This window comes from Rossellomorea sp. RS05 (genome assembly GCF_039822645.1).
GTDB classification, from domain to species: Bacteria; Bacillota; Bacilli; order Bacillales; family Bacillaceae_B; genus Rossellomorea; species Rossellomorea marisflavi_B.
Genome location: NZ_JBDKWY010000001.1, coordinates 512,697 through 536,779, shown reverse-complemented (window position 1 = coordinate 536,779; position 24,083 = coordinate 512,697). Strand labels below are relative to the sequence as shown.

The following is a 24,083-nucleotide window of genomic DNA, read 5'->3' as shown; positions in this document are numbered from 1 at the left end:
TCCCTTACATCATGGTCAGAACAAGGACAGCTGATTTTTCTCCGGCAGGGACTCCAGACATCCGTGATTATCCAGATATTCGATGATGGTCTTGGATACCCGTCCCCTTTGCTGTAGATCCTCTTTCGAAAGGAATTCTCCATTTTCCCTCGCCTTCACGATATTGAGGGCGGCATTCGTCCCAAGACCCGGAATCGCATTGAATGGTGGGATTAGGGTATCGCCGTCAATGACGAATTCGGAGGCTTCCGAGCGGTATAGATCCACCTTCTGGAATTGGTAGCCCCTCTCACACATCTCAAGGGCAAGCTCAAGGACGGTGAGCGTGTTCTTTTCTTTTGGTGAGGCGTCCAGTCCTTTGGCATTGATCTCTTCGATCTTGGCCCTTACAGCTTGAGAGCCCCTCACCATGGCTTCGATGTCGAAGTCTTCAGCACGAACGGTGAAGTAGGCGGCATAATACAGAAGGGCATGGTGGACTTTGAAGTATGCAATCCTCACTGCCATCAGAACGTAGGCGGCAGCATGGGCTTTCGGGAACATGTACTTGATTTTCAGGCAGGAGTCGATATACCAATCCGGTACACCGTTATTCTTCATTTCATCCACCCATTCATCCTGAAGCCCTTTTCCTTTTCGGACGAACTCCATGATCTTGAATGCCAATGAAGGATCAAGACCCTGATAGATGAGGTAGACCATGATATCATCACGGCATCCGATAACCTCACTGAGATTGCATATTTTATTATGAATCAATTCCTGTGCATTCCCAAGCCATACATCGGTCCCGTGGGAAAGACCGGAGATCTGCACAAGTTCAGAGAATGTTGTCGGCTTCGTATCCTCAAGCATCTGCCGGACGAATCTGGTTCCGAACTCTGGAATTCCCAGGGTCCCCGTTTTACACATGATCTGCTCTTCGGTGACTCCGAGGGACTCCGTGCCACTGAATATCTTCATGACTTCAGGATCATCCGTCGGAATCGTCTTAGGATCGATCCCCGATAAGTCCTGGAGCATCCTGATCACCGTCGGATCATCGTGTCCGAGGATATCGAGCTTCAGGAGATTATCATGGATGGAATGGAAATCGAAGTGAGTGGTGCGCCACTCCGAATCACTCGCATCCGCAGGGAACTGGATCGGTGAGAAATCATAAATATCCATATAATCCGGTACAACGATGATCCCCCCGGGATGCTGCCCGGTGGTCCGCTTCACGCCTGTACACCCGCTGACGAGGCGATCGACCTCTGCGCCGCGGATCTGCAGGTTATTGTCTCCTGCGTACCCTTTAACATATCCATAGGCTGTTTTCTCGGCTACTGTACCGATCGTCCCCGCACGATAGACGTTGTCTTCTCCGAACAGCACCTTCGTATAATCATGGGCTTTCGGCTGGTATTCCCCCGAGAAGTTCAAATCGATATCGGGAACCTTATCCCCCTTGAATCCCAGGAATGTCTCAAACGGGATATCGTGTCCGTCTTTTTTGAATGGAATCGCACAATCCGGACAGTCTTTATTCGGCAGATCGAATCCTGAACCAACGGAACCGTCATCGAAGAACTCCGACTTCTTGCAGGACGGGCACACGTAATGCGGAGGAAGTGGATTCACTTCTGTGATCTCCGTCATGGTGGCAACGAATGATGAGCCGACGGATCCACGGGATCCAACAAGATATCCGTCCTCCAGTGACTTCTTAACGAGTTTAGCAGAAATGAGATAGATGACGGCGAATCCATGGCCGATGATGCTCTTCAGCTCTTTTTCAAGGCGCGCTTCGACGATTTCAGGAAGGTCTTCCCCGTAAATGCTTTTGGCCATCTCATAGCTCATGCGACGCATTTCCTCGTCTGCCCCTTCGATCTTAGGGGTGAAAAGGTCATCTTTGATCGGTTTGATGGAGTCGATCATGTCAGCGATCTTATTTGAGTTCTCGACCACGATCTCCTCGGCCTTGTCTTTCCCGAGGAAGGAGAAGGCATCCAGCATCTCATTCGTTGTACGGAAATGGACATCGGGAAGTTCATGACGATTAAGCGGGTTTGCCCCACCTTGGGAACTCACGAGGATCTTCCGATAAATCTTGTCTGTTTCATTCAAATAATGCACGTTCCCTGTTGCCACAACGGGCTTATTGATCCGTTCTCCGAGATCGACGATATTCTTGATGATGTCTTCCAGATTCTTCGTACTCTGCACGAGATCCAGTTCAATCAGATGCTGATAGACTTCTTTCGGATGAACCTCAAGGTAATCATAGAATTCAGCTGTTTCGAGCACTTCCTCGATGCCTTTTTGCATCATGCCTTCGAACACTTCCCCTTTATCGCAACCCGAACCAACCAGGATGCCAGCGCGATATTTTTGGAGCTGTGACCTCGGGATGCGGGGGACACGGAAGAAATAATGCATGTGGGAAATCGATACGAGCTTGAACAGATTCTTCAGTCCTTCTTCCGTCTGGGCAAGCAGGGTACAGTGGTAAGGTCTTGAACGCTTATAGGCGTCCCCTTTCCCCATGTAATCATTGAACTGATTATGATTCATGATCCCCTTCTCCGATGCATCCTTCAGCATTTTGAGAAGTAGATATCCAGTGGCTTCCGCATCATAGATCGCCCTGTGATGCTGGGTGAGCTCGACATCGAATTTCTTCGCCAGGGTATTCAAGCGGTGATTCTTGAATTGAGGATAAAGGAGCCTTGCCAGTTCCAGCGTATCGATGACCGGATTTGACGCTTTCGGAAGGTCTGCTTTCTTGTATCCTGCATTCAGGAACCCCATATCGAATGATGCATTGTGGGCAACCAGGATATCATCTTCCACCCATGCATGGAATTCCTTCAGCACATCGTTGATCTCAGGGGCATTCCTCACCATATCATCGGTGATGCCAGTCAGTTCGATGGTTGTAGCAGAAAGGGGATGATGAGGATTGGCAAAGCGCTCGAACTTGTCGATCACTTCCCCGTCCCTGATCTTTACGGCTGCGAGTTCGATAATCGTATCGTATACCGCGGAAAGACCTGTCGTTTCCACATCGAATACGATATACGTGCTGTCTTCTAGTATGCGGTCCCTGTCGTTATAGGCAATGGGGACCCCGTCATCGACGAGGTTTGCCTCGATGCCGTACAGCACCTTGATATCATTCTTTTTGCTTGCACTGAACGCTTCCGGAAAGGATTGTGCCACGGCATGATCCGTGATGGCAACCGCCTTATGACCCCATTTCTTTGCTTGCGAAACAAGGGAACTGACGGACGATACTGCGTCCATTTGACTCATCGGGGTATGCATGTGGAGTTCTACCCTCTTCTTGTCTTCAGGTGCCGTATCGAGTCTCAGAACCGGTTTGATTTCATTGACATCGTTGGCGATCATGACGAGGTCGCGGACGAATGTATCATTTTGGATGCTTCCCCTGCAGCGGACCCACATCCCCTTCTTCATCGTATTCATGATGGCTGCATCATCTTTGTCACGGGAGAACATCTTCACAAGGATCGAGCTTGAATAATCCGTCACCTTGAATGTGAGGAGGGTACGGCCGCTTCTCAGCTCACGCGTTTCACAGTCGAACACATAGCCTTCGACGGCAATGCGCCTCTCCTCATCGAGGATGTCTTCGATCTTCCTGAACTCAGTGTCATCCTTGATCGATAAACCAAGCATGAAGGGCCCGCTCGGAATCCCTGCGGCTTCTTCCTTCTCAGCTTTCTCCATTTCAATGAGAGCCTGTTTTGCCCGCTCTTGATCTTCCTTGAGCTTTTCTTCAAGAAATTTCTCATAGTCACTGTTTTGAGCTTCAGCCTGTCCTACCTCTGCATCCAGCATGAGGCGGGGAAATCCAAACTGTTCGAATGCCGAACAGATGATATCACTATATTTTTTCTTCAACTGTGTCGCTTCTGTATCGTTGGAAGCCTGCACGACAATTTTATTACCCTGTATCTTAGGCTTCTGTGTATTGAGGATCTTCAATAATGGCGGTGATATGCCCTGCACTTCCTTGATGCATTCTGTCCAGTAATCAAGGATATGCTGTTCGGTTGCTTCCGTATTGAGGACCTTCACCGAAAATCCTACCTGGGCGATATGCTTGAACGAAGACCTTAGAGCATTTGAAAACTGGTTCATCACCTTGCAGGGAATGATCTGATCCAGCGCGAAATGAAAATGCCATTTTTTCTCTTTTCTATAAACGGATAATTTTTCAATTTCAGCATTGTTGAAGTACTGAACCACATCATCCCCGGTCATCCCTAGCTGGGATAGTAATACTTGAAATCGCTCTTTCTTGCTCAGGGATCTCTCTTCCATTTCTCTCACTCCCCCTTTAGTGCCTTTCTATATCCTCAGAGGAAAAGGGCCGACGGCAGAGGTACAACCACTGGAGTCAAGCCCTTCATCCCTTTAATTTGTTTCAGAAAGTTCTTGAAGTGTTTTCACTAATTCATCTTTATGAACTTCAAGCATATCACCTGTTTTCCTGACTTTCAATTCAATGATTCCTTCAGCAGCCTTCTTGCCGACCGTGATGCGGTACGGGAGGCCGATCAGATCGGAATCGGCGAATTTAACGCCCGGCCGCTCCGCACGGTCGTCCATTAGGACATCATATCGTGCGTGTTTTAGCGTACCGTATAATTCTTCAGCAAGCTCTCTCTGGGCATCATCTTTCATATTGACCGGAATTACATGGGCATCATATGGAGCTAGGTCCAGCGGCCATACAAGACCTCTGTCATCGTTGAACTGTTCGGCTACCGCCGCAACCGTCCTTGAAACCCCGATTCCATAACAACCCATGATAATGGACTGTGAACGGCCGTTTTCATCCAGATAGGTGCTGCCCATGCTGTCGGAATACTTTGTTCCAAGCTTGAAGACATGTCCTACTTCGATGCCTCTTGCAAATTGGATCGTTCCCTTACCATCCGGTGAAGGGTCTCCTTCTTGAATGAAGCGCAGATCTGTGAATGTGATGGCATCCACATCTCTTTCCACATTCACATTCAAGTAGTGGAAGCCTGTTTCATTGGCACCTGCCGCACCATTGCGGACATACTTCACGGCCTGATCGGCGATGATCTTCACTTCAGCAGGAAGGGAGAACGGACCTACGGAACCTACTTCGCTACCAAGTACGCTTACTGTTTCTTCAGCTGTGGCAAGCTCGACCTGATCAGCACCGAGAAGGTTCTTCAGTTTGATGTCATTGATTTCATGATCACCGCGCACCAGGACGAGTACATACTCTTCATCCGCTTTGAACAAAAGGCTTTTGATGCACTCTTCAGGCTGCTTATCAAACAACGCACAAACGTCATCGATGGTCTTCGTATCAGGCGTTGAAATCTTTTCGAGATCCAGCATGTCTTCCTTTGAAGGCTCATACGTATCTGCGACTTCCGCCATTTCAATATTGGCAGCAAAATCGGATGTATCAGAATAAGCAATCGTGTCTTCACCGATTTCTGAAAGGACCATGAATTCATGGGTATCCTTGCCCCCCATGGCCCCTGAATCTGCGATAACGGCCCTGAAATCCAATCCACAGCGTGTGAAGATATTCGAATAGGCTTGGAATAGTCGATCATAGGTTTCATCGAGACTTTCCTGTGAAGAGTGGAAGGAATAGGCATCTTTCATGATGAATTCCCTTCCTCGCAGAAGGCCGAATCGTGGACGCTTTTCGTCACGATATTTCGTTTGGATCTGATAAAGGGTCAAAGGAAGTCGTTTGTACGATTTTATTTCGTCCCTGATCAGGCTCGTGATCATTTCTTCATGGGTTGCTCCCAGTGCGAACTCACGGTCATGGCGGTCATTCATCCTCATCAGTTCAGGACCATATGTCCCCCAGCGTCCAGATTCCTTCCATAGTTCAGAAGGTTGCAAGGCCGGCATCAACAGTTCTGCTGCCCCCGCTGCTTCAAGCTCCTCGCGGATGATCGCTTCTACCTTCTTCAATACTTTCGTTCCGAGTGGCAGGTAGCTATAGATTCCGCTTGCATTTTGCCTCATATATCCCGCGCGAAGGAGAAGCTGATGACTTTTGACCTCTGCATCGGCCGGAACTTCCCTCAAGGTTGGGATCAACGTTTGTGATTGTTTCATTCAGAGCACCTCAGTTACCATAATATTTTTATTGTTTATTTGTATGTACCCGTTTTTCCCCGAGCAATGCAAGAGGCAGTATCACCCACTAGGATGAAACTGCCAAACATGCTAATTCTGTATAAAGAATCGTTGTATATCATTCCATGTGACAACGAGCATCAGGACCATCAGGAGGGCGAAGCCTACAAAATGAACCATTCCTTCCATCTTGCGGTCCACCGGTTTTCCCCTCAGCGCTTCCACTGCGAAGAACAGGAGTCTTCCTCCGTCCAAGGCCGGGATCGGCAGGAGGTTCATGATGCCGAGGTTGATGCTGAGTATGGCTGCCCATCTCATCAAATCATAGATACCCGACTGTGCAACGACATCGGTGGACTGATAAATCCCAACCGGTCCGCTCAAGGCATCAATGGAGAATTCACCTGTAACAAGCTTGCCTAAGAGGACGAAGATCAGCTTGCCCATTTCGTAGGTTTGCTCCGCACTTGAAGATACGACCTTCAGCGGCGATTTTTCCATAGGATTGTGAACGCCGATCTTTCCGATTTCTTCTTGCCCTTCTACCTTCTGAGGCTCTGGCGTTACAGAGATATCCTGTGTCGCTCCTCCCCTTTCGACGGTGAAGACGAGTTCATCACCGGGGTGCTTCTGGATCACACCGACAATATCTTCCCACGTGGAGATTTCACTATCGTCGATGCTCAGGACCACATCCCCTTTTTGAAGGCCTGATCCTTTGGCTGCGCCATCATCCGTCAGATCACCAAGGACGGGATCGTTGGTCGGTACCCCTTGAAGGAACCCGACCAGAATGAAAATGAAGAAAGCCAGGATGAAGTTGAAGAGTGGACCTGCGAAAATGGCCATCGCCCTCTTCGGCAGGGATTTCGAACCGAATTGACGATCCCATGGCGCAATCAATGATTCTGTGCCGTCTTCGACGATGACAGCGTTTCGTGAAATAGGGAATGTTTTCAATTCTTCTTCGTCATCTTCATACCCTTTGATGATGAGTTCCCTTTCAAGATCCGCCGTTTCCACCTCGATGACGCGGATGTTCGGATAGCGGTCCTTGTTGTTCAGAACGATCTTGGAAGCTTTCTCATCCTGATCAAATAGGAGACCGATGCGATGGCCCGCCTTCAGTTCGACCATTTCTGGATCTTCACCCGCCATCCGGACGAAACCTCCCAATGGAAGCAGGCGGATCGTATAGACGGTTTCATTTTTCTTGAATGAGAAAACCTTTGGACCGAAGCCGATGGCAAACTCGCGGCAGAGGATCCCTGCACGCTTGGCAAAAATCAGATGCCCCAGTTCATGGAAAAAAACCAATGCCCCGAAGATCACGATAAAGGCTATGACTGTCTGCATGTAAATAACCACCTTTGTAACCTGTCAAACTGCACAGATTTAAATGTAAATGAAGGGTTGTACATAATCATCATACGTATCATCGCGGGAAAACATACCCTTTACACCCAGGAATCGACCAGCTTCCTCGTGTTCCGGTCGATCTCATGGATCGTCCCGAGGTCCGGCCTTTGTATCGTGACGTGCCCGTTCAATGCCCGCTCCACGAGGTCGTCGATTTGCAGGAATGAGATAGCCCCTTTAAGGAAGAGTGCCACAGCTGCTTCATTGGCTGCATTCAGGACTGTCGGCATGCTCCCGCCTTCCCTGCCGGCTGCATAGGCAAATCCGAGGCATTTGAACCGGTCCGTATCCATTTCTTCGAAGTGAAGCTTCCCGATTTCCACCAAGTCCAGTCTCTTCCCTTTAGGATGGGGCATCCTGTCTGGATACGTGAGGGCATATTGGATCGGTACCCTCATATCAGGTGTTCCCAGCTGAGCCATGACCGAAGAATCGTGGAACTGGATCATAGAATGAATGATGCTTTCACGGTGAAGTACCACGTCAATCTGATCATAAGGCAGATCAAAGAGCCAGTGGGCTTCGATGACTTCAAGTCCTTTATTCATCATGGTTGCCGAATCGATGGTGATTTTCGCCCCCATGGACCAGTTCGGATGATTCAGCGCATCGTCTACCGTCACGCCGACAAGCTCATCTCTTGATTTATCACGGAAGCTCCCTCCGGAAGCGGTAATGATGAGTTTTTCGATATTTTTCGGATTCTCCCCTTGAAGTGCCTGAAAGATCGCGGAGTGTTCACTATCAACGGGAAGAAGCTGTACACCCTTCTTCCGAGCCGCTTCCATGACCAGATGCCCTGCTGTTACGAGGGTCTCCTTGTTGGCGATGGCGATGGTCTTGCCCGCATCGATGGCCTTCAAAGTCGGATGGAGGCCCACGCTACCGAGCACCGCGTTGACCAAGACGTCGGCTTCATGGAAGCACGCTGTCTCGATCAGACCATCTTCTCCATGGAGAACGGTGATATCACCAAATTCTGAGCGGAGCTTCTCTGCATCCTCTTTCAGTTGGACAGAGACGAGTGACGGCATGAACTCACGGATGATGTCCCTTGTCTTTTCCATGTTGCGGCCTGCCGATACAGCCGATAGATGGAACTCTTCGGGGTGCTGCCGGATGACATCGAGTGTCTGGATCCCGATGGAACCGGTGGCCCCCATTAAACTAATACTCTTCAATGACTCCACTCCTTACAGATGTGTTGCTCTCTTTATCTTTATAATAGAAAATGCAGCAGTGGCAGTACGAATAACAAACTGTCGAAACGATCGAGCATCCCACCGTGTCCCGGAAGGAGATTCCCGGAATCCTTGACTCCGTAGTGCCTTTTAAGGGCAGATTCCACCAGATCCCCCATTTGACCGAATACGGAGAGTATCGCCGTGATGATGATTAGCTTTGGCATCGAGATGCCGAGGTCGGTGAAAAATGTGATGATGATACCGACAATGACAGCCGAAACGATTCCGCCGATGAACCCTTCAACTGTTTTATTCGGAGAAATATGCGGCCAGAGTTTTTTCTTCCCCATGGCCCGTCCGATAAAGTAGGCTCCGGAATCCGTAGCCCAGATGATGAATAGGGCATAGAAGATGAGCTGTGCGCCATTCGACAGCATGCGGATCTCGATGAAATAGAAATAACCGATTCCTACATATAATAGGCTCAATAAGTGAAAACCGACGTCGTCATAGGTGAAGCGGTTCTTCGTGATCACCGTATAGACCAGCAATAATAAAACGGCGATGAACACAAACTCCATTTTGGAGTATCCGAAGTCCGCAATGACATCGATGGTTTCATTCGGGATCAAAAAGATCCATAGGAGGGCAAGGGATAATAAACCTGGTATCGTCATGATCCCGTGGCCCCTCATTTTAAGTGCTTCATAGAGACTGATGGATGCAATGGCATACATCAGGATGATGAATGGTATCTTACCAACCAAGATGATCGGCAAGAAGATCGCCGCTGCGACGACCGCTGTAATAATTCGCTGTTTCATTAGGACTCCTCGCTTTGTAACCCGCCGAATCTCCTTGAGCGGCCCTGATAGGCCTCAATGGCTTCCACAAGCTCTTCCTTGCCGAAGTCGGGCCACAATACATCCGTGAACCAGAATTCAGTATATGCGAGCTGCCAAAGCATGAAATTACTCAAACGTATTTCTCCGCTTGTCCGTATGAGCAGATCGGGATCCTTGAGGTTCTTTGTCATTAAATAAGTGGAAAACACGTCTTCTGTCAATTGTTCTTCATCCAGTATTCCACTTCTTACATCATTTAAGACATGCTTCACACCGTCGAGGATTTCAGATCTGCTTCCATAGTTCAGAGCGAAGTTCAAGATAAGGCCGTCATTCTCTTTAGTCTCTTCGATTGCTTTCTGTACTGCCCGCTTGGTGTGCTCAGGGATGGCGTCTGTTGCACCCATCATCTTCACCTGAACGTTTTCCTCGATCAACTCCGGAAGGAATGTTCCAAGGAATTCTTCGGGAAGCTTCATCAGGAACTCTACTTCCATTTTCGGGCGCTTCCAGTTTTCTGTAGAGAAAGCATATAAAGTCAAGGTGCCCACGCCGAGCTCATTTGCCAGCCTGGTCACCCTCCTTACACATTTCATTCCTTCATGATGGCCGGCAACCCTGGGCATGGCCCTTTTCTTGGCCCATCTCCCGTTACCATCCATGATGATGGCGATATGTTCCGGGATCGGGTGATTCCTCAACTCCCTATACCGTTCATCATAGTCTTCTGAACCTTGCTGCCGCTTCCATTGCTTAAGCTTGTTTAGCATAAAAATCCTCCACCAACAATCCTAAAAATATTTACCTCTACTATCATAACAAAAATCACAAAAGATATCTCCATGAAATTCGATTATACCATTCCCTGCCAGTCCTTTTCAGACATTTTTAAGGGGAAAGATCCAAGGGATGCCGGTGGGTGTGCAATCAATATGTAGTGTAAAAAAAGCCGACCAAGCGGGTTTCGCTTATAGGTCGGCGGTACTCGTTCATTATACTTCTAGCATTTCCTGCTCTTTATCTTTTGCGATACCGTCAATCTTCACAATGCTTTCATCCGTTGCCTTCTGGACATCTTCTGAGTAGCTGCGAAGATCATCTTCCGTGATCTCGCCCGCTTTTTCCTGTTTCTTCAGTTCTTCATTTGCATCGCGGCGAATGTTACGGATGGCAACTTTCGCATCTTCCGCTTCTTTCTTCACACGTTTGACCAGTTCTTTACGACGCTCTTCAGTCAAAGCAGGAATGATGATGCGAAGGATATTCCCGTCACTGTTCGGAGTGATACCGAGATCGGATTTGAGGATCGCTTTCTCGATGTCGCCCAATGCTGTTTTATCATAAGGTTGGATGACAAGCATACGGGCCTCAGGAATCGAGATACCTGCCAGTTGGTTCACCGGTGTAGGCGCACCATAATAATCGACGGTGATCTTATCAAGAAGGGATGCGTTCGCGCGTCCCGCCCGGATTGTCGCCAGTTCACGTGAATACGTTTGGATTGCTTTAGTCATTCTTTCCTTTGCGTTTGAAATGATTGCTTCTGCCATTATTCTTTCCCCCTTACGATTGTACCGATATTTTCGCCTGTTACGGCTTTTTTGATGTTTCCATCTTCCATAATAGAGAATACAATAAGCGGTATATCATTGTCCATACATAAGGATGAAGCCGTTGAATCCATGACCGCCAAGCCCTCTTTCAACACATCAAGATAGGAAAGCTTGTCATATTTCACTGCATTGGCGTCCTTCATCGGATCGGCAGAATAGACGCCATCGACATTGTTTTTCGCCATCAGGATGACTTCTGCTTCGATTTCTGCTGCACGAAGAGCCGCTGTGGTATCTGTTGAGAAGTAAGGGTTTCCGGTACCGGCTGCAAAGATGACTACCCTCTTCTTCTCCAGGTGGCGGATCGCTCTTCTTCTGATATATGGTTCGGCTACCTGACGCATATCGATGGAAGTCTGCACCCGCGTTTCGACACCGACCTGCTCCAGGCTGTCCTGAAGGGCCAATGAGTTCATGACGGTCGCCAGCATCCCCATATAGTCGGCAGAAGCACGGTCCATACCCATCTCACTGCCGATTTTCCCTCTCCAGATGTTTCCGCCGCCAACGACGACTGCGACTTCCACACCTAGTTCGGCAATTTCTTTCACATCTTCCGCCACGTTTTTGATTACGGACGGGTTGATGCCGAAGCCGTCTTCACCGGCTAAGGCTTCTCCACTTAATTTAAGCACGACACGTTTATATTTTGGAACGCTCATGGGAACCTCCGTATGTAAATAAGATTTTTCTTGAAAAATAGGGAACACACGATGTGTTCCCTACAGCGAATCGGTTGATTATTTCTTCACTTGGCTCATAACTTCTTCAGCGAAGTTTTCTTGACGTTTCTCAAGGCCTTCCCCTACTTCGTAACGAGTGAAGTCTGTGAGGGTAGCTTTGTGAGACTCAAGGAATTGACGTACTTTTTGATCTGGATTCTTAACGAAAGGCTGGTCAAGGATGCAGATATCTTCGAAGTACTTGCTTAGGCGACCTTCCACCATTTTTTCAACGATGTTTTCAGGTTTGCCTTCGTTAAGTGCTTGTTGTTTAAGCACTTCACGCTCATGCGCTACTTCTTCAGCAGACACTTGATCACGTGAAACGTATTTAGGGTTAAGGGCTGCAGCATGCATAGCCACGTCTTTTGCTACAGCAGCATCAGTCGTGCCTTCAACTACAGCAAGAACAGCGATGCGTCCACCCATGTGGAGGTACTCACCGAACGCTGCGTTGTCATCTTTAGTGCGGATTTCGAAACGACGAAGAGTGATTTTCTCTCCGATTTTCGCGATTGCCGCATTGATGAACTCACTAACAACTGAACCGTTCTCCATTTTTTGATCCATCGCTTCTTCAACAGAAGCAGGCTTTGTAGCCAATAGGTGAGAAGAAAGTTCTTTAACAAGGTTTTGGAAGTTTTCGTTTTTCGCAACGAAATCCGTTTCAGCATTCACTTCAAGGATGATTGCTGTGTTTCCTTCGCTCGCGATGAACGTTGTACCTTCAGCTGCGATACGATCAGCTTTTTTAGCTGCTTTCGCGATTCCTTTTTCACGAAGGAAGTCGATTGCTTTCTCCATGTCTCCGCCAGTTTCTGTTAGCGCTTTTTTACAGTCCATCATTCCAGCGCCGGTTTTTTCACGAAGTTCTTTAACCATTTGTGCAGTGATTGCCATAGTAGGTTTCCTCCTTAGATTATCTATCGCAGGTTTCCCTGCTGTGAACTACCTGAAAAGATAGTCTGATTCCTCTTTAAAAAAAGGTGATAAGGGTAAGCCCTCTTATCACCTTTTCGTCATTACTCAGCTGCTTCAGCTGCTTCTTCACCTTGTTTCGCTTCAAGGATGGCATCTGCCATTTTCCCTGTAAGAAGCTTAACCGCACGGATCGCGTCATCATTCGCAGGGATGACAACATCGATTTCATCCGGATCACAGTTTGTATCAACGATACCTACGATAGGGATGTTAAGCTTGCGTGCTTCCGCAACAGCGATACGCTCTTTACGAGGATCGATGATGAATAGTGCATCAGGCAGTGTGTTCATATCTTTGATTCCGCCTAGGAATTTCACAAGACGTTCATGTTCTTTTTTCAGTTGTACTACTTCTTTCTTAGGTAGTACTTCGAACGTACCGTCTTCTTCCATCTTTTCGATTTGCTTAAGACGTGAAATACGTTTTTGGATTGTTTCGAAGTTAGTAAGTGTTCCACCCAACCAACGTTGGTTGATGTAGTACATACCAGCGCGCTCCGCTTCATCTTTAACAGATTCTTGCGCTTGTTTTTTTGTTCCTACGAAAAGAACTTTACCGCCGTTACCAGCTAGTTCTTTCACGAAGTTGTAAGCTTCTTCAACCTTTTTAACGGTTTTTTGAAGGTCGATGATGTAGATGCCGTTACGCTCTGTGAAGATGTATCTCTTCATCTTAGGGTTCCAACGGCGAGTTTGGTGTCCGAAGTGTACACCAGCTTCAAGCAATTGTTTCATTGAAATGACTGACATGTGTGGTTCCTCCTAATGGTTTTTGTTTTTATCCTCCGTCTCCTTCATCTTGGGGCAGAAACTATTAAAAATAGCACCATCCACCTCAATCAGGAAACGTGTGTAATCACACCATGAATACTATAGCATACCTCTTTTATCCAATCAAGGGCTTGCCGCGATTTTCGAGGAAAATTATTCGATATTCTTATTGAATTTCAGGAAAAGCTCTACTTCCGTCCTCCCAACACCAGCGGCTTTTGCGATTTCATCAATCGAAAAGCCCGCGCGATGCATACTCACCATATCAAGTTCCGCCATATCAGAATGATCGGACGGATCGATGGTAGGGTCGATGGTCGGAACCGACTGATAGGCTTCCATTGCTTTCATCCGAACCTTGGAAGGAGGTTCTGCCACACGTTCCTTTGCAACAGGCTCATCCTTTTTCAGAGATAAGAGAAAAGCATCATTCTCTTCCTTCAATTCTTCCATATAAGCAGACATCAGCTCTTCCATTTCTGCCACCCTTCTCTTTTGCTGGTTGTCAAGGGCCAGGAGGCGGTTCTGCCTTACGTATAGCAGGATGATGGCAAATAGAGCGACGAGATTCAATAAAATGGATAGTACTATTGCGAAAATCATTAATGGATCACCCTGTTATCTTTTCATATTTGAGTTCTAACGTCAGCTCAACAAGGAAAAACTGTCCCGGTTTCCTCCGGAACAGTCGTTCTATCATCCACTGTAATCGATTGCCTTCCCTTTAAACGGATGATGCCCTTCACGCTTCCCCTCTTCGTAACGGGGATCTTTCCCGCTGCGTGACAAGGGAGCCTTCCCTTTCATGCGATTGACCGTATGACGTTCTTTATATGTCTTCTTTTCCATCCCGAGGGATGCGGCATGATTGACTGACTGACCGAGCTGCTGTGCTTGTTCTGTCATTTTTCCCGCTTCGAATGTCCTCGGCAGTGCCACCTGGAGTTCGATCGCCTTGAGAGTCACCTTATCATCCCCCTGCTTCAGGTTTCAGGAAATTCCTCAACTTGAAAATGGCCTTGGAGTGAATCTGCGAAATGCGCGATGTGGATAAACTCATAACATGACCAATTTCGGTCAAAGTCAGTTCTTCTTTATAAAACAAGCTTAGCACGAGCTGCTCTTTCTCTGAAAGTTTTAATATCATCTTTTCAAGCTCTTCCACGTTCTCTTGTTTGACGGTCGCTTCTTCCGGGGAAAAGACCCGTTCATCCTTCAGAGAAAAGGAGGAAGATTCACTTTCATCAGCAGAAAGCTGTTCATCCATGGATAAGACATTTGCAAAGAAATGCTCATTGGCTGCCTGATAGACTTCATCGGTTGTCATTTCAAGCGATGCGGCAACTTCTTCCGGTGTCACGTGGCGTAAAAGGGATTGTTCGAGCTCCAATGTCCTTGCTTCAATCTTTTTCGCCTTATCCCTTGTGGAGCGTGGAAGCCAGTCTTCTTTCCTGAGGCCGTCCAGGATGGCTCCCCTGACCCTGAAGGATGCATATGTATCAAACTTGAGATCTCTCGTGGGATCGAATTTTTGCAGTGCATCCAATAGGCCCATGAGACCGAGGCTTTTGATATCTTCTCTTGAAACGTTTTTCGGGAGGCCGACTGAAATTCGTTGAACATGATAAGAAACAAGGGGCATATATTTCTTCACGAGCATATCCCCTGCCTCTGTATCGCGGTTGTGGATCCATCTATCCCAGTAGGGTTGTTCTTCGTTCCGATCCGGTTGTCGGGACATGTTAACCCTCCTTTCCAAGAGCTAGTCTTCGTCCTCACATTTCCTTTGTTCCTGCATACACCGTCCTCACATGCATCATTCCGGTTTCAGGGAAAAATTCAATGGTTCTTCCTTTATTACCCCCGAGGTCTTCAGCGATGATGCTGATATTCAGTTTTTGTAGCTGCTCCTTGACCGCTTCAACATTCCTGGGGCCAATCCGCATGATATCGCTCCCGGATGCCGCCTGGAACATCTGTGCACCGCCTGCCATTTTGCATACGAGCCTCGAAGTGTCCGCACCATGTCGATTCAAGAGGGCTACAAGACCCGGTATGGCCAGATCTGCATATTTGCCTGGGTTGATTGTCGCTTCTTTTGTAAAGGATGAGTCCGGTAGCATGACATGGGCCATACCTGCCAATCGAAGCTGTCCATCATAGAGGACAAGCCCTACACAAGACCCAAGACCCGTCGTCCGGATCGACCCTTTATCCCTGACGAACTTCATGTCAGCAATCCCTACTTTGACAACCGAATCCGTCCCCATCATGCGTCCACTCCCAAGGAATTGAACACGATGGAGAATGACTCGGGATCAAGAATAAGGTAGAAGTTCCCCTTGACGCCCTGTGTACCCTCTTCATTGAGAGCGGTATCGATTACGAGGGCGTGATCACCGACCTTGGATATCTCGAGAAGACCGTAACCGACCATTGCCCCTGCCATGTCGACCGAAACGGCAGGTACGGAAGATTGGATCGATAATCCCGTGAAGTCGGATAGAGAAGAGAGATAGGCGCCGGATACGATGTTGCCAAGCTCCTGGATGGCAGATAGGGCGATATCTTCGTATGGTGGTTCCTGGAATGTGTGGGACGGATCTTTCAGCATGATTTGAACATAGCGGGTGGCCTGTTCCAGAGGAAGCAGGAAGAACATGTTACCCGTTACCTCCCCCTGGATCATTAGAAAGATTCCGACTACAATCGTTTCGGCCCCTCCTGCAAGCTCCGTCATGTCATCAAAAGAAACCATGTCGACCGCTGGCACCTTCATATCAATCTTCTTATCTAGCAGGAACGAGAGGGATGTTGCTGCGTGGCCAGCCCCGATGTTCCCTATCTCTTTCAATACATCCAGATGCCCTGTTGTAATATGGTGATATCCCACGTCAGAGCGCCTGAAGGACCTTATCCAAGTGAAGTAGTATCAAGAGCCTCTTATCCAATTTCACCACGCCGGCCACATAATCTGCTTCCTGGACACCTGCCACATCTGGAGAATCCTCGATATCTTCAGTGTGGACATCAAGGACATCGTTTGCAGCATCGACAATGAGCCCGACCTCCTTATCATCGAGAATCACCATGATGACGCGCGTATGTTCCGTATCCTGAATGGACGACAGTCCGAAGCGCACACGCAGATCGACGATGGGTGTCACTACACCCCTGAGATTGATGACTCCCTTTACGTAGTCAGGTGTTTTCGGTACCCGGGTGATGTGCTCCAATTTTTCAATGGAGCGGACATTTTCCACTTCCAATGCATATTCCTTATCATGAAGCTGAAACACGATCAGTTTGGTTTGTTCTGTCATGACATCGGTCATAGTGCCGACCTCCTTAATTGATTAATGCGTTGCAATCGATAATCAAAGCCACTTGCCCATCTCCGAGAATCGTAGCTCCGGAAATGGCAAAGATATCGTTTAGATAATGACCGAGTGATTTCAGTACGACCTCCTGCTGTCCGATGAATGAATCGACCACCAACGCAGCCGTCTTCTCTCCCTTGCGCACGAGTACGATGGAATATTGATCAGCTTCATCCTCTTCAGAAGGGACTTCGAACACTTCTTCGAGGAATAGGAGCGGAACGACCTTGCCCCTGAAGTCGATGACTTTTTGATTGTGCGCATGGAGGACATCTTCTTTTTTGATGATGGCCGTTTCGATTATGGATGACAGTGGAATAGCATACTTTTCAGACTTCACATCGACGAGCATTACGGCGATGATTGACAGCGTAAGAGGCAGCTGGATGGAAAATCTTGATCCCTCTCCACCAGTCGAATCAATCGTGATGGAACCTCCAAGTGATTCGATCGTAGATCTTACAACATCCAAGCCCACTCCACGTCCGGAAATATCCGATAATTTTTCCGCAGTTGAGAATCCAGACGATAGGATCAGCTCATAAATTTGACGGTCAGAAAGCGTCAGTGCCTGCTCAGAAGAGACAACGCCTTTATCGATCGCTTTTTGCAGGACTCTTTCTTTATTGATTCCAGCCCCATCATCTTCCAGTTCGATGAACACATGATTTCCGCTGTGATAGGCTTTCAGTTTGACTGTTCCGAAAGGCTCTTTTCCGTGTTTCGTTCTGACTTCTGGTGTCTCGATTCCGTGATCAATGGCATTCCGGATCAAGTGGACGAGTGGATCGCCGATTTCATCGATGACCGTGCGATCGAGCTCCGTCTCTGCTCCTTCGATTTCCAGTTCGATCTGCTTGTCAAGGTCCTTGGCGAGCTGGCGTACCATTCGAGGGAACCGGTTGAATACGGTCTCCACCGGAACCATCCTCATGTTCAGGATGATGGATTGCAAATCGCCGGAAATCCTCGTCATCCGTTCAACCGTTTCATTCAGTTCCGGATTATCGAATTGTTTGGAGATTTCCTCAAGCCTTCCACGGTCGATGACCAGTTCTTCGAATAGATTCATGAGGATATCGAGCCTGTCGATGTTGACTCTGATTGTCTTTGAGGAAGGTGCTGCCTTCTTCACGTTTTCTGCACTCTCTTCCTTTGAATGGGGATCCGGCTCGCCTGAAAGATCCTGCTGGATTTTCTCTGTAACAGGTTTCACGATGTTTTCTTCAGCGCTTCGGAAACTTCCCGATTCGATAGGAGAAATGCTCACCCTCTCGATTTCAGACACCTTTTCAACTTTCCCGCCAATGCTTTCAGCCGTTTCCATCGTGAGGATCGAGACCGTGAAATCCCGATCGAACCGCTCTTCTTCCAGCTGATCCACCGGAGGATCTGACTTGATCACTTCCCCGTCTTTCTCAAGGAGCTCGAATACCATATATACGCGAGCAGCCTTCAGAAGGCAGTCCTCCCGAAGGGACACCGAGATTTCATAGCATTTAAAACCTTGTTCGATCGCATCCTCGATCACAGTCTGTTCATATGCTTCATATGTAAGTCGTGCGGAAAGGGCTGTTGCTGTTGCTGTTGCAGCCACTTCCTGTTTTGCTGCAGTCACCGGGGTTTCTCCACTCTCGATTTCCTGCAATAAACGGACCACATTGGAGACATCCCGCTTGCCGTCTCCGCCGTCGGCAATGGAAAGTACCATTGCTTCCAGATCGTCCACGGCCTGAAAAACGACATCCAATACCCCGGGTGTCACGGCCAGCACACCGTTTCTTATCCCGTCCAGAACGTTTTCCATCTTATGAGTGAGATTCGCCAGATCATCGTACCCCATCGTTGCCGCCATTCCCTTTAGTGTATGGGCTGCACGGAAAATCTCATTGACAATCGAAAGATCATTCGGATGCTTCTCCAGTGCCAGCAATTGTTCGTTGCACGCCTGAAGATTTTCCTTGCTTTCTTCTATAAATATTTCCAGGTATTGACTCATCTCCATCAGCTTTACACTCCCTTACCTCAAATAATTCAGGATGGAATGAGAAATCTCTCCCAGTTCCACCGATTGATCCACATACCCGCCTGCCACGGCAGCCTTAGGCATTCCATACACGATACAGGTTTCTTCCGCTTCTGCGATGACCCTTGCCCTTCCCATTCTTTTCAAGGAGGCTAGTCCTTTCGTTCCATCAGAACCCATGCCCGTCATAATGACCGCAATGGTGTTCTGATGGCCAAGGGCGGCAATGGATCCAAATAATACATCAACGGAAGGCCGGTGCCCGTTTACAGGCTCTCCCTCATCAAGCTGAGCAAAAAGGTCGTCTCCCTTGGAAACGATTTTGAGATGTTGCCCGCCCGGGGCGATATATGCCGTCCCCTTTTTCAGCTTCTCTCCTTGCTCTGCTTCCTTAATGGTGATGTCACTCAGACCGTCAAGCCTGGTAGCAAGCGACTTCGTGAATCCCGGGGGCATATGTTGCACGATGACGATTGGAGCCGGGATGGCACGCGGCAGTTCGCCAAGGACCTTTTGGAGAGCCCGCGGTCCCCCCGTAGAGGTTCCGATGGCAATCAGGGCGTTTTTGGCAGACAGCCCTTTAAGCTTCGGCCCTTCAACGAGACTGATACGGCTCTTCTCTGGCACCAATTTCCCTATATTCACCTTGCTCGCTTCAATCACCTTACTGACTATATCGGATTGCACTTTATACAAATCAAGGGAAATCGTGCCCGAAGGCTTGGCAAGAAAATCCACAGCCCCGATGCTCATGGCTTTCACGGTTTCATCCGCGCCTTCTTTCGTCGTAGAAGAGAGCATCACAACGGGGACTGGATGTTCATCCATGATGACCTTGAGTGCTTCCAGCCCGTTCATGACGGGCATTTCGATATCCAATGTCACTACATCTGGCCGCAGCCTTTTGATCTTCTTGATGGCATCCTCCCCGTTGCGGGCGGTACCGATGACTTCAATCGAACTTTCGGACCGGAGATAGTCGCTGATGAGCTTCCTCATGAACGCAGAATCATCCACCACCAACACGTTAATCAACAGCATCCACCCCTTTGAAAAACTTTCGGAATCCTTCTATAAAAGAAGACTTCTTCACCTGTGCACCCGCAGGGATCAGACAATCGAGCACGTCCATGAGACTTTTCGATACGGCGGAAGAAGGATATCCGATGACCAGAGGCACCTGATTGATCACGGCTTTTCGTACAGTAGGATCTTCAGGGAGGAATCCGAGGTCAGATACTTCCTTCAAGAGGAACTTTCCTACTGTATGTTTAAGCCTGAGCAGTGTTTCCCTTCCTTCTCTTTTCGTCGCGGCGCGATTGCATATAATCGAAATCTCCTTAGATCGGTCTTTAAGGAAAATATACTTCATCATGGAATATACATCGGTCATGGCCGTTGGCTCAGGTGTGGTCACGGCAATGATTTCATCGACAGACAGCAGGAATTCAATGGTCGCACTCGAAGCCCCGGCGCCCATATCGAATAAAATATAATCATAATGCCGCATGAGCTCTTTCAAGCCTTCGAAGAATCGTTCCATCCGTTCACCGTGCCATTCCACCAGGTCTTTCAATCCATTGCCCCCGGAGATATAGGAGATACCGTGCACGTCTTTACATACCACATCGTGAATCGTCTTATGTCCATCGTCTATATAATCCATCACGGAGTACTTCCTGTGGCTACCCAGGAGAAGATGCACATTCCCCATGCCGATATCCATATCGAATAGAAGGACCCGATTCCCTCTTTTCGCCATAAGGATGGCCAGGTTCGTCGTGATATTAGACTTCCCGACTCCACCCTTGCCGCTCACGACGGCAAAGGTCCTCGCACTCTCATTCATCCTTTGTCTGAGTTTATGTGCCTGATCATTCATGGACGGATCCCTTTCATCAGTAGCCGTGCAATGTCTTTGGCCAAGAGTGGTTCAATGTCTTCAGGAACACCCTGCCCTGTCGTCACATATGCGGCACCGATCCCCGTCTCAAGGATAAGGTTGAAAATTGCCCCCATACTCGATGTTTCATCCAGTTTGGTAAATATGAACCGGTCGATTTTCATAGACGAGAACGCTGTGGCGATCTCCCTCATATCTTCTTCCTTGCTGGTGAGCGAGAGAACGAGGTATGATTCCATATCGGTACTGAAGTCAATCAGGTTATGAAGTTCCGTCACATAATGTTCTTCCCGGTAGTTCCGGCCGGCCGTATCGATGAAGAGATGATCGTAGTCCCGGAACTTCTCAATCGCAGCACTGTAATCATCTGCCTTATAGATCACTTCAACCGGAACGTTCAGCAGGGACGCATAGGTTTTCAACTGTTCGATCGCAGCGATCCGGTAAGTATCGGTCGTCAGGAAAGCAACTTTCTTCCTTTTCTCGATCACGGCTTCTGCCGCCAATTTCGCAAGGGTCGTGGTCTTTCCTACCCCGGTCGGTCCCATGAGATTGATATATTTATGAGTGAAGGTCATCCCACCCATGGGTACAGTATCCATACGCTCGCTTAGGAAAGCTTCTGTGCTTTCGATGTAGGTTTCTTCAGGAAGCCGCTGAAGCCGGTTCCCGAGCTCCAACAGGTATTCTTCCTTCATCCCCTGTTTTTTTAAGGAATCCAGGATATCCGATACAGAAGAAGGGAAATGGTCCGTCATCGATGAGGACAATGCTGCGATCATGCCTTTCAGTTCACCAAGCTGCTGATTGATGACCGGATGTGGCGTGGGATCCTGGATTCTTTCCATTTTTACGTGATCCTCCGTCTCCGTGTGATCGGGATCGAGAGCAGCAATGACCTCCACGCCTCTTTTTTTGAATAAACCGAGGATGCCTCCTGATTGAATCTGTTTCGAATGAAGAATCACTGCATCTGATCCAAGATCCTTTCGAACCTTCGCCATGGCATCATTCATTGAATCGGCTCTATATTTTTTGACCATCATGAGATATTCACCACCCCTAGACTTTGTACTTCGACGTTTGCTTCGAGCTCATTATACGAAAGGATCGGAACGTGCGGGAAGTAGCGCTCGGTCATTTGTCTGACGTACATACGGACAGCCGGGGAACAGAGAATGACCGGTGATTCTTCCATGAGGGAAACCTGTTCGACCTGAGATGCCACACTTTCAAGAATCTCTTGTGAGTCACCGGGATCAAGGGACAGGAAGTTTCCATGCTCGGTCTGTTGAATACTGTCGGCAATTTTCTTTTCGACCTTCCCTGAAACGGTCACAACCTTAAGCATGGCATCACCGCCTGCGTACTGGCTTGTGATCTGTCTAGCCAGGGCTTGTCTTACGTACTCTGCCAACAAATCGGTATCGGAGCTCATTTTCCCGTAATCGGCGAGGGTCTCGAAGATCACCGGTAGATTCCTGATTGAAACATGTTCCTTCAATAATTTGGCCAGCACTTTTTGTATCTCACCTATGGAAAGTGGATTCGGTGTTACTTCCTCCACCAGGATCGGATATGATTCCTTCAGATGATCGATCAGCTGCTTCGTTTCCTGCCGTCCAAGAAGATCATGTGCGTTCGTCTTGATGATTTCCGTTAAATGCGTGGAAACAACAGAAGGCGGGTCGACCACCGTATAACCGAAGATTTCGGCCTGTTCCTTCATTTCCTCGGAGATCCATTTGGCCGGGAGTCCGAATGACGGTTCAATCGTATCAATTCCTTCAACTGATCCATCATCGATCCCTGGACTCATGGCGAGATAGTGATCGAGAAGAAGTTCACCCTTCGCCATTTCATTTCCTTTGATCTTCAGACGGTACTCATTCGGCTGAAGCTGGATATTATCCCTGATTCTCACAACCGGGATCACGAGGCCCATTTCGATGGCAAGCTGCCTCCTGATCATGACGATGCGGTCAAGGAGGTCCCCCCCTTGATTAGAATCTGCAAGGGGAATGAGCCCGTACCCGAATTCGAATTCGATTGGGTCTACATTCAACAGGTTTACAACACTTTCGGGACTTTTCATTTCTTCATGTTCCATCTCTTCTTCGAGCTCCATCAGATCGGATTCATCCTCCTTAGGCGCTCTCGAGACCATGTAGCCGCCAAGTGCAAGGGCGGCTGCTATGGGCACCGTGACGAGGAATGAAATTGGTGTGAACACACCGAGTAAAAAGATCGTTGAGGCCGCCACATAAAGCATGACGGGGTAAGCCAAGAGCTGATTCATGATATCCTCCCCGAGGTTCCCTTCAGAGGCAGCACGTGTAACGACGATTCCTGTTGCCGTTGAAATCAATAGGGCCGGGATTTGACTAACGATTCCATCACCGACGGTCAAAAGTGAGAATTTTGTGGCAGCATCTGCGATGGGAAGACCCATCTGGGTCATCCCGATGATGATCCCCATGATCAGATTGATCATGACGATGACGATTCCGGCAATGGCATCCCCTTTGACGAACTTGGATGCTCCGTCCATGGCTCCGTAGAAGTCTGCCTCCCTCCCGACTTTTTCACGCCGGGTTCGGGCATCTTGTTCAGATATCATCCCGGCATTCAGATCGGCATCGATGCTCATCTGTTTTCCTGGCATCGCGTCAAGGGTGAAACGGGCAGCCACTTCGGATACACGCTCTGATCCCTTTGTAATGACAATGAACTGAATCACGATCAAGATGACGAATACCACGAGGCCCACCAGGACATTTCCTCCGACCACAAACGTTCCAAATGTTTCCACAACGCCTCCTGCTTCCCCTTTACTAAGGATCGACCTCGTTGTGGAAACATTTAGACCTAGTCTGAACAGCGTCAGTAGCAACAGAAGCGACGGGAATATCGAGAATTGCAATGGTTCATTCATATTCATGGAGATCAGGAGCACAAGGAGGGCAAGTGAAATATTGATAATGATCAATACGCTCAGCAGCCACCCCGGAAATGGGATGATCAGCATGGCGACGATCAAGATGACACTTGCTAAAACGGATAGATCTCTTGCTGGCATAGTTC

21 protein-coding genes are annotated in these 24,083 nt (G+C 48.3%); all 21 read right to left on the bottom strand.

Annotated elements, in window-relative coordinates; genetic code table 11:
• Positions 1-15 precede the first annotated feature (15 nt).
• Positions 16-4,335 (bottom strand): PolC-type DNA polymerase III, encoded by a 4,320-nt coding sequence (locus tag ABJ225_RS02800; RefSeq protein ID WP_347318313.1) that lies wholly within the window; start codon positions 4,333-4,335, stop codon positions 16-18.
• Between the two features lie 93 nt (positions 4,336-4,428).
• A complete protein-coding gene (locus ABJ225_RS02795; protein WP_347318309.1) occupies positions 4,429-6,135 on the bottom strand; it encodes a proline--tRNA ligase in 1,707 nt (568 codons plus the stop codon).
• Positions 6,136-6,246: 111 nt separating this feature from the next.
• A complete protein-coding gene (gene rseP / locus ABJ225_RS02790; RefSeq protein WP_309517060.1) occupies positions 6,247-7,512 on the bottom strand; it encodes an RIP metalloprotease RseP in 1,266 nt (421 codons plus the stop codon).
• 101 nt (positions 7,513-7,613) lie between these two features.
• Complete coding sequence (locus ABJ225_RS02785; protein ID WP_218245899.1) at positions 7,614-8,756, bottom strand: 1-deoxy-D-xylulose-5-phosphate reductoisomerase; 1,143 nt, start codon at positions 8,754-8,756, stop codon at positions 7,614-7,616.
• A gap of 38 nt (positions 8,757-8,794) precedes the next feature.
• Positions 8,795-9,583, bottom strand: a complete 789-nt coding sequence (locus tag ABJ225_RS02780) for a phosphatidate cytidylyltransferase (RefSeq protein ID WP_056537117.1) — start codon at positions 9,581-9,583, stop codon at positions 8,795-8,797.
• Complete coding sequence (locus tag ABJ225_RS02775; RefSeq protein WP_056537118.1) at positions 9,583-10,374, bottom strand: isoprenyl transferase; 792 nt, start codon at positions 10,372-10,374, stop codon at positions 9,583-9,585. Before ABJ225_RS02775 ends, ABJ225_RS02780 begins: the two co-directional genes overlap by 1 nt.
• 222 nt (positions 10,375-10,596) lie before the next feature.
• Complete coding sequence (gene frr / locus ABJ225_RS02770) at positions 10,597-11,154, bottom strand: ribosome recycling factor (protein ID WP_048004025.1); 558 nt, start codon at positions 11,152-11,154, stop codon at positions 10,597-10,599.
• Positions 11,154-11,879, bottom strand: a complete 726-nt coding sequence (gene pyrH / locus ABJ225_RS02765) for a UMP kinase (protein ID WP_048004026.1) — start codon at positions 11,877-11,879, stop codon at positions 11,154-11,156. The genes frr and pyrH overlap by 1 nt, the downstream gene beginning before the upstream one ends.
• A gap of 78 nt (positions 11,880-11,957) precedes the next feature.
• On the bottom strand, positions 11,958-12,839 hold the full coding sequence (gene tsf, locus ABJ225_RS02760; protein WP_056537119.1) for a translation elongation factor Ts: 882 nt from the start codon (positions 12,837-12,839) through the stop codon (positions 11,958-11,960).
• A 122-nt stretch (positions 12,840-12,961) separates the two neighbouring features.
• Positions 12,962-13,669, bottom strand: a complete 708-nt coding sequence (gene rpsB / locus ABJ225_RS02755) for a 30S ribosomal protein S2 (RefSeq protein WP_347318305.1) — start codon at positions 13,667-13,669, stop codon at positions 12,962-12,964.
• Between the two features lie 174 nt (positions 13,670-13,843).
• Entirely contained in the window at positions 13,844-14,293 is a 450-nt protein-coding gene (locus tag ABJ225_RS02750; RefSeq protein WP_347318303.1) for a hypothetical protein, read from the bottom strand.
• 93 nt (positions 14,294-14,386) lie between these two features.
• Positions 14,387-14,656 carry a hypothetical protein gene (locus ABJ225_RS02745; RefSeq protein ID WP_079515960.1) on the bottom strand — a complete coding sequence of 90 codons (270 nt, stop codon included), beginning with the start codon at positions 14,654-14,656 and terminating at the stop codon, positions 14,387-14,389.
• A gap of 4 nt (positions 14,657-14,660) precedes the next feature.
• Positions 14,661-15,431 (bottom strand): FliA/WhiG family RNA polymerase sigma factor, encoded by a 771-nt coding sequence (locus ABJ225_RS02740; RefSeq protein ID WP_347318301.1) that lies wholly within the window; start codon positions 15,429-15,431, stop codon positions 14,661-14,663.
• A 34-nt stretch (positions 15,432-15,465) separates the two neighbouring features.
• Complete coding sequence (locus ABJ225_RS02735) at positions 15,466-15,963, bottom strand: chemotaxis protein CheD (RefSeq protein WP_347318299.1); 498 nt, start codon at positions 15,961-15,963, stop codon at positions 15,466-15,468.
• Positions 15,960-16,583 carry a chemotaxis protein CheC gene (locus ABJ225_RS02730; RefSeq protein ID WP_347318297.1) on the bottom strand — a complete coding sequence of 208 codons (624 nt, stop codon included), beginning with the start codon at positions 16,581-16,583 and terminating at the stop codon, positions 15,960-15,962. The genes ABJ225_RS02735 and ABJ225_RS02730 overlap by 4 nt, the downstream gene beginning before the upstream one ends.
• Position 16,584: 1 nt before the next feature.
• On the bottom strand, positions 16,585-17,025 hold the full coding sequence (locus tag ABJ225_RS02725; RefSeq protein ID WP_056537127.1) for a chemotaxis protein CheW: 441 nt from the start codon (positions 17,023-17,025) through the stop codon (positions 16,585-16,587).
• A gap of 13 nt (positions 17,026-17,038) precedes the next feature.
• Entirely contained in the window at positions 17,039-19,075 is a 2,037-nt protein-coding gene (locus ABJ225_RS02720; RefSeq protein ID WP_347318295.1) for a chemotaxis protein CheW, read from the bottom strand.
• A 15-nt stretch (positions 19,076-19,090) separates the two neighbouring features.
• Positions 19,091-20,137, bottom strand: coding sequence for a protein-glutamate methylesterase/protein-glutamine glutaminase (locus tag ABJ225_RS02715; RefSeq protein ID WP_347318293.1), 1,047 nt, complete (start codon positions 20,135-20,137; stop codon positions 19,091-19,093).
• A complete protein-coding gene (locus ABJ225_RS02710) occupies positions 20,124-20,978 on the bottom strand; it encodes a MinD/ParA family protein (RefSeq protein ID WP_347318291.1) in 855 nt (284 codons plus the stop codon). The genes ABJ225_RS02715 and ABJ225_RS02710 overlap by 14 nt, the downstream gene beginning before the upstream one ends.
• Positions 20,975-22,045 (bottom strand): flagellar biosynthesis GTPase FlhF, encoded by a 1,071-nt coding sequence (flhF, locus tag ABJ225_RS02705; protein ID WP_347318289.1) that lies wholly within the window; start codon positions 22,043-22,045, stop codon positions 20,975-20,977. Before flhF ends, ABJ225_RS02710 begins: the two co-directional genes overlap by 4 nt.
• Positions 22,042-24,078 carry a flagellar biosynthesis protein FlhA gene (flhA, locus tag ABJ225_RS02700; protein WP_347318287.1) on the bottom strand — a complete coding sequence of 679 codons (2,037 nt, stop codon included), beginning with the start codon at positions 24,076-24,078 and terminating at the stop codon, positions 22,042-22,044. The genes flhF and flhA overlap by 4 nt, the downstream gene beginning before the upstream one ends.
• Positions 24,079-24,083 lie beyond the last annotated feature (5 nt).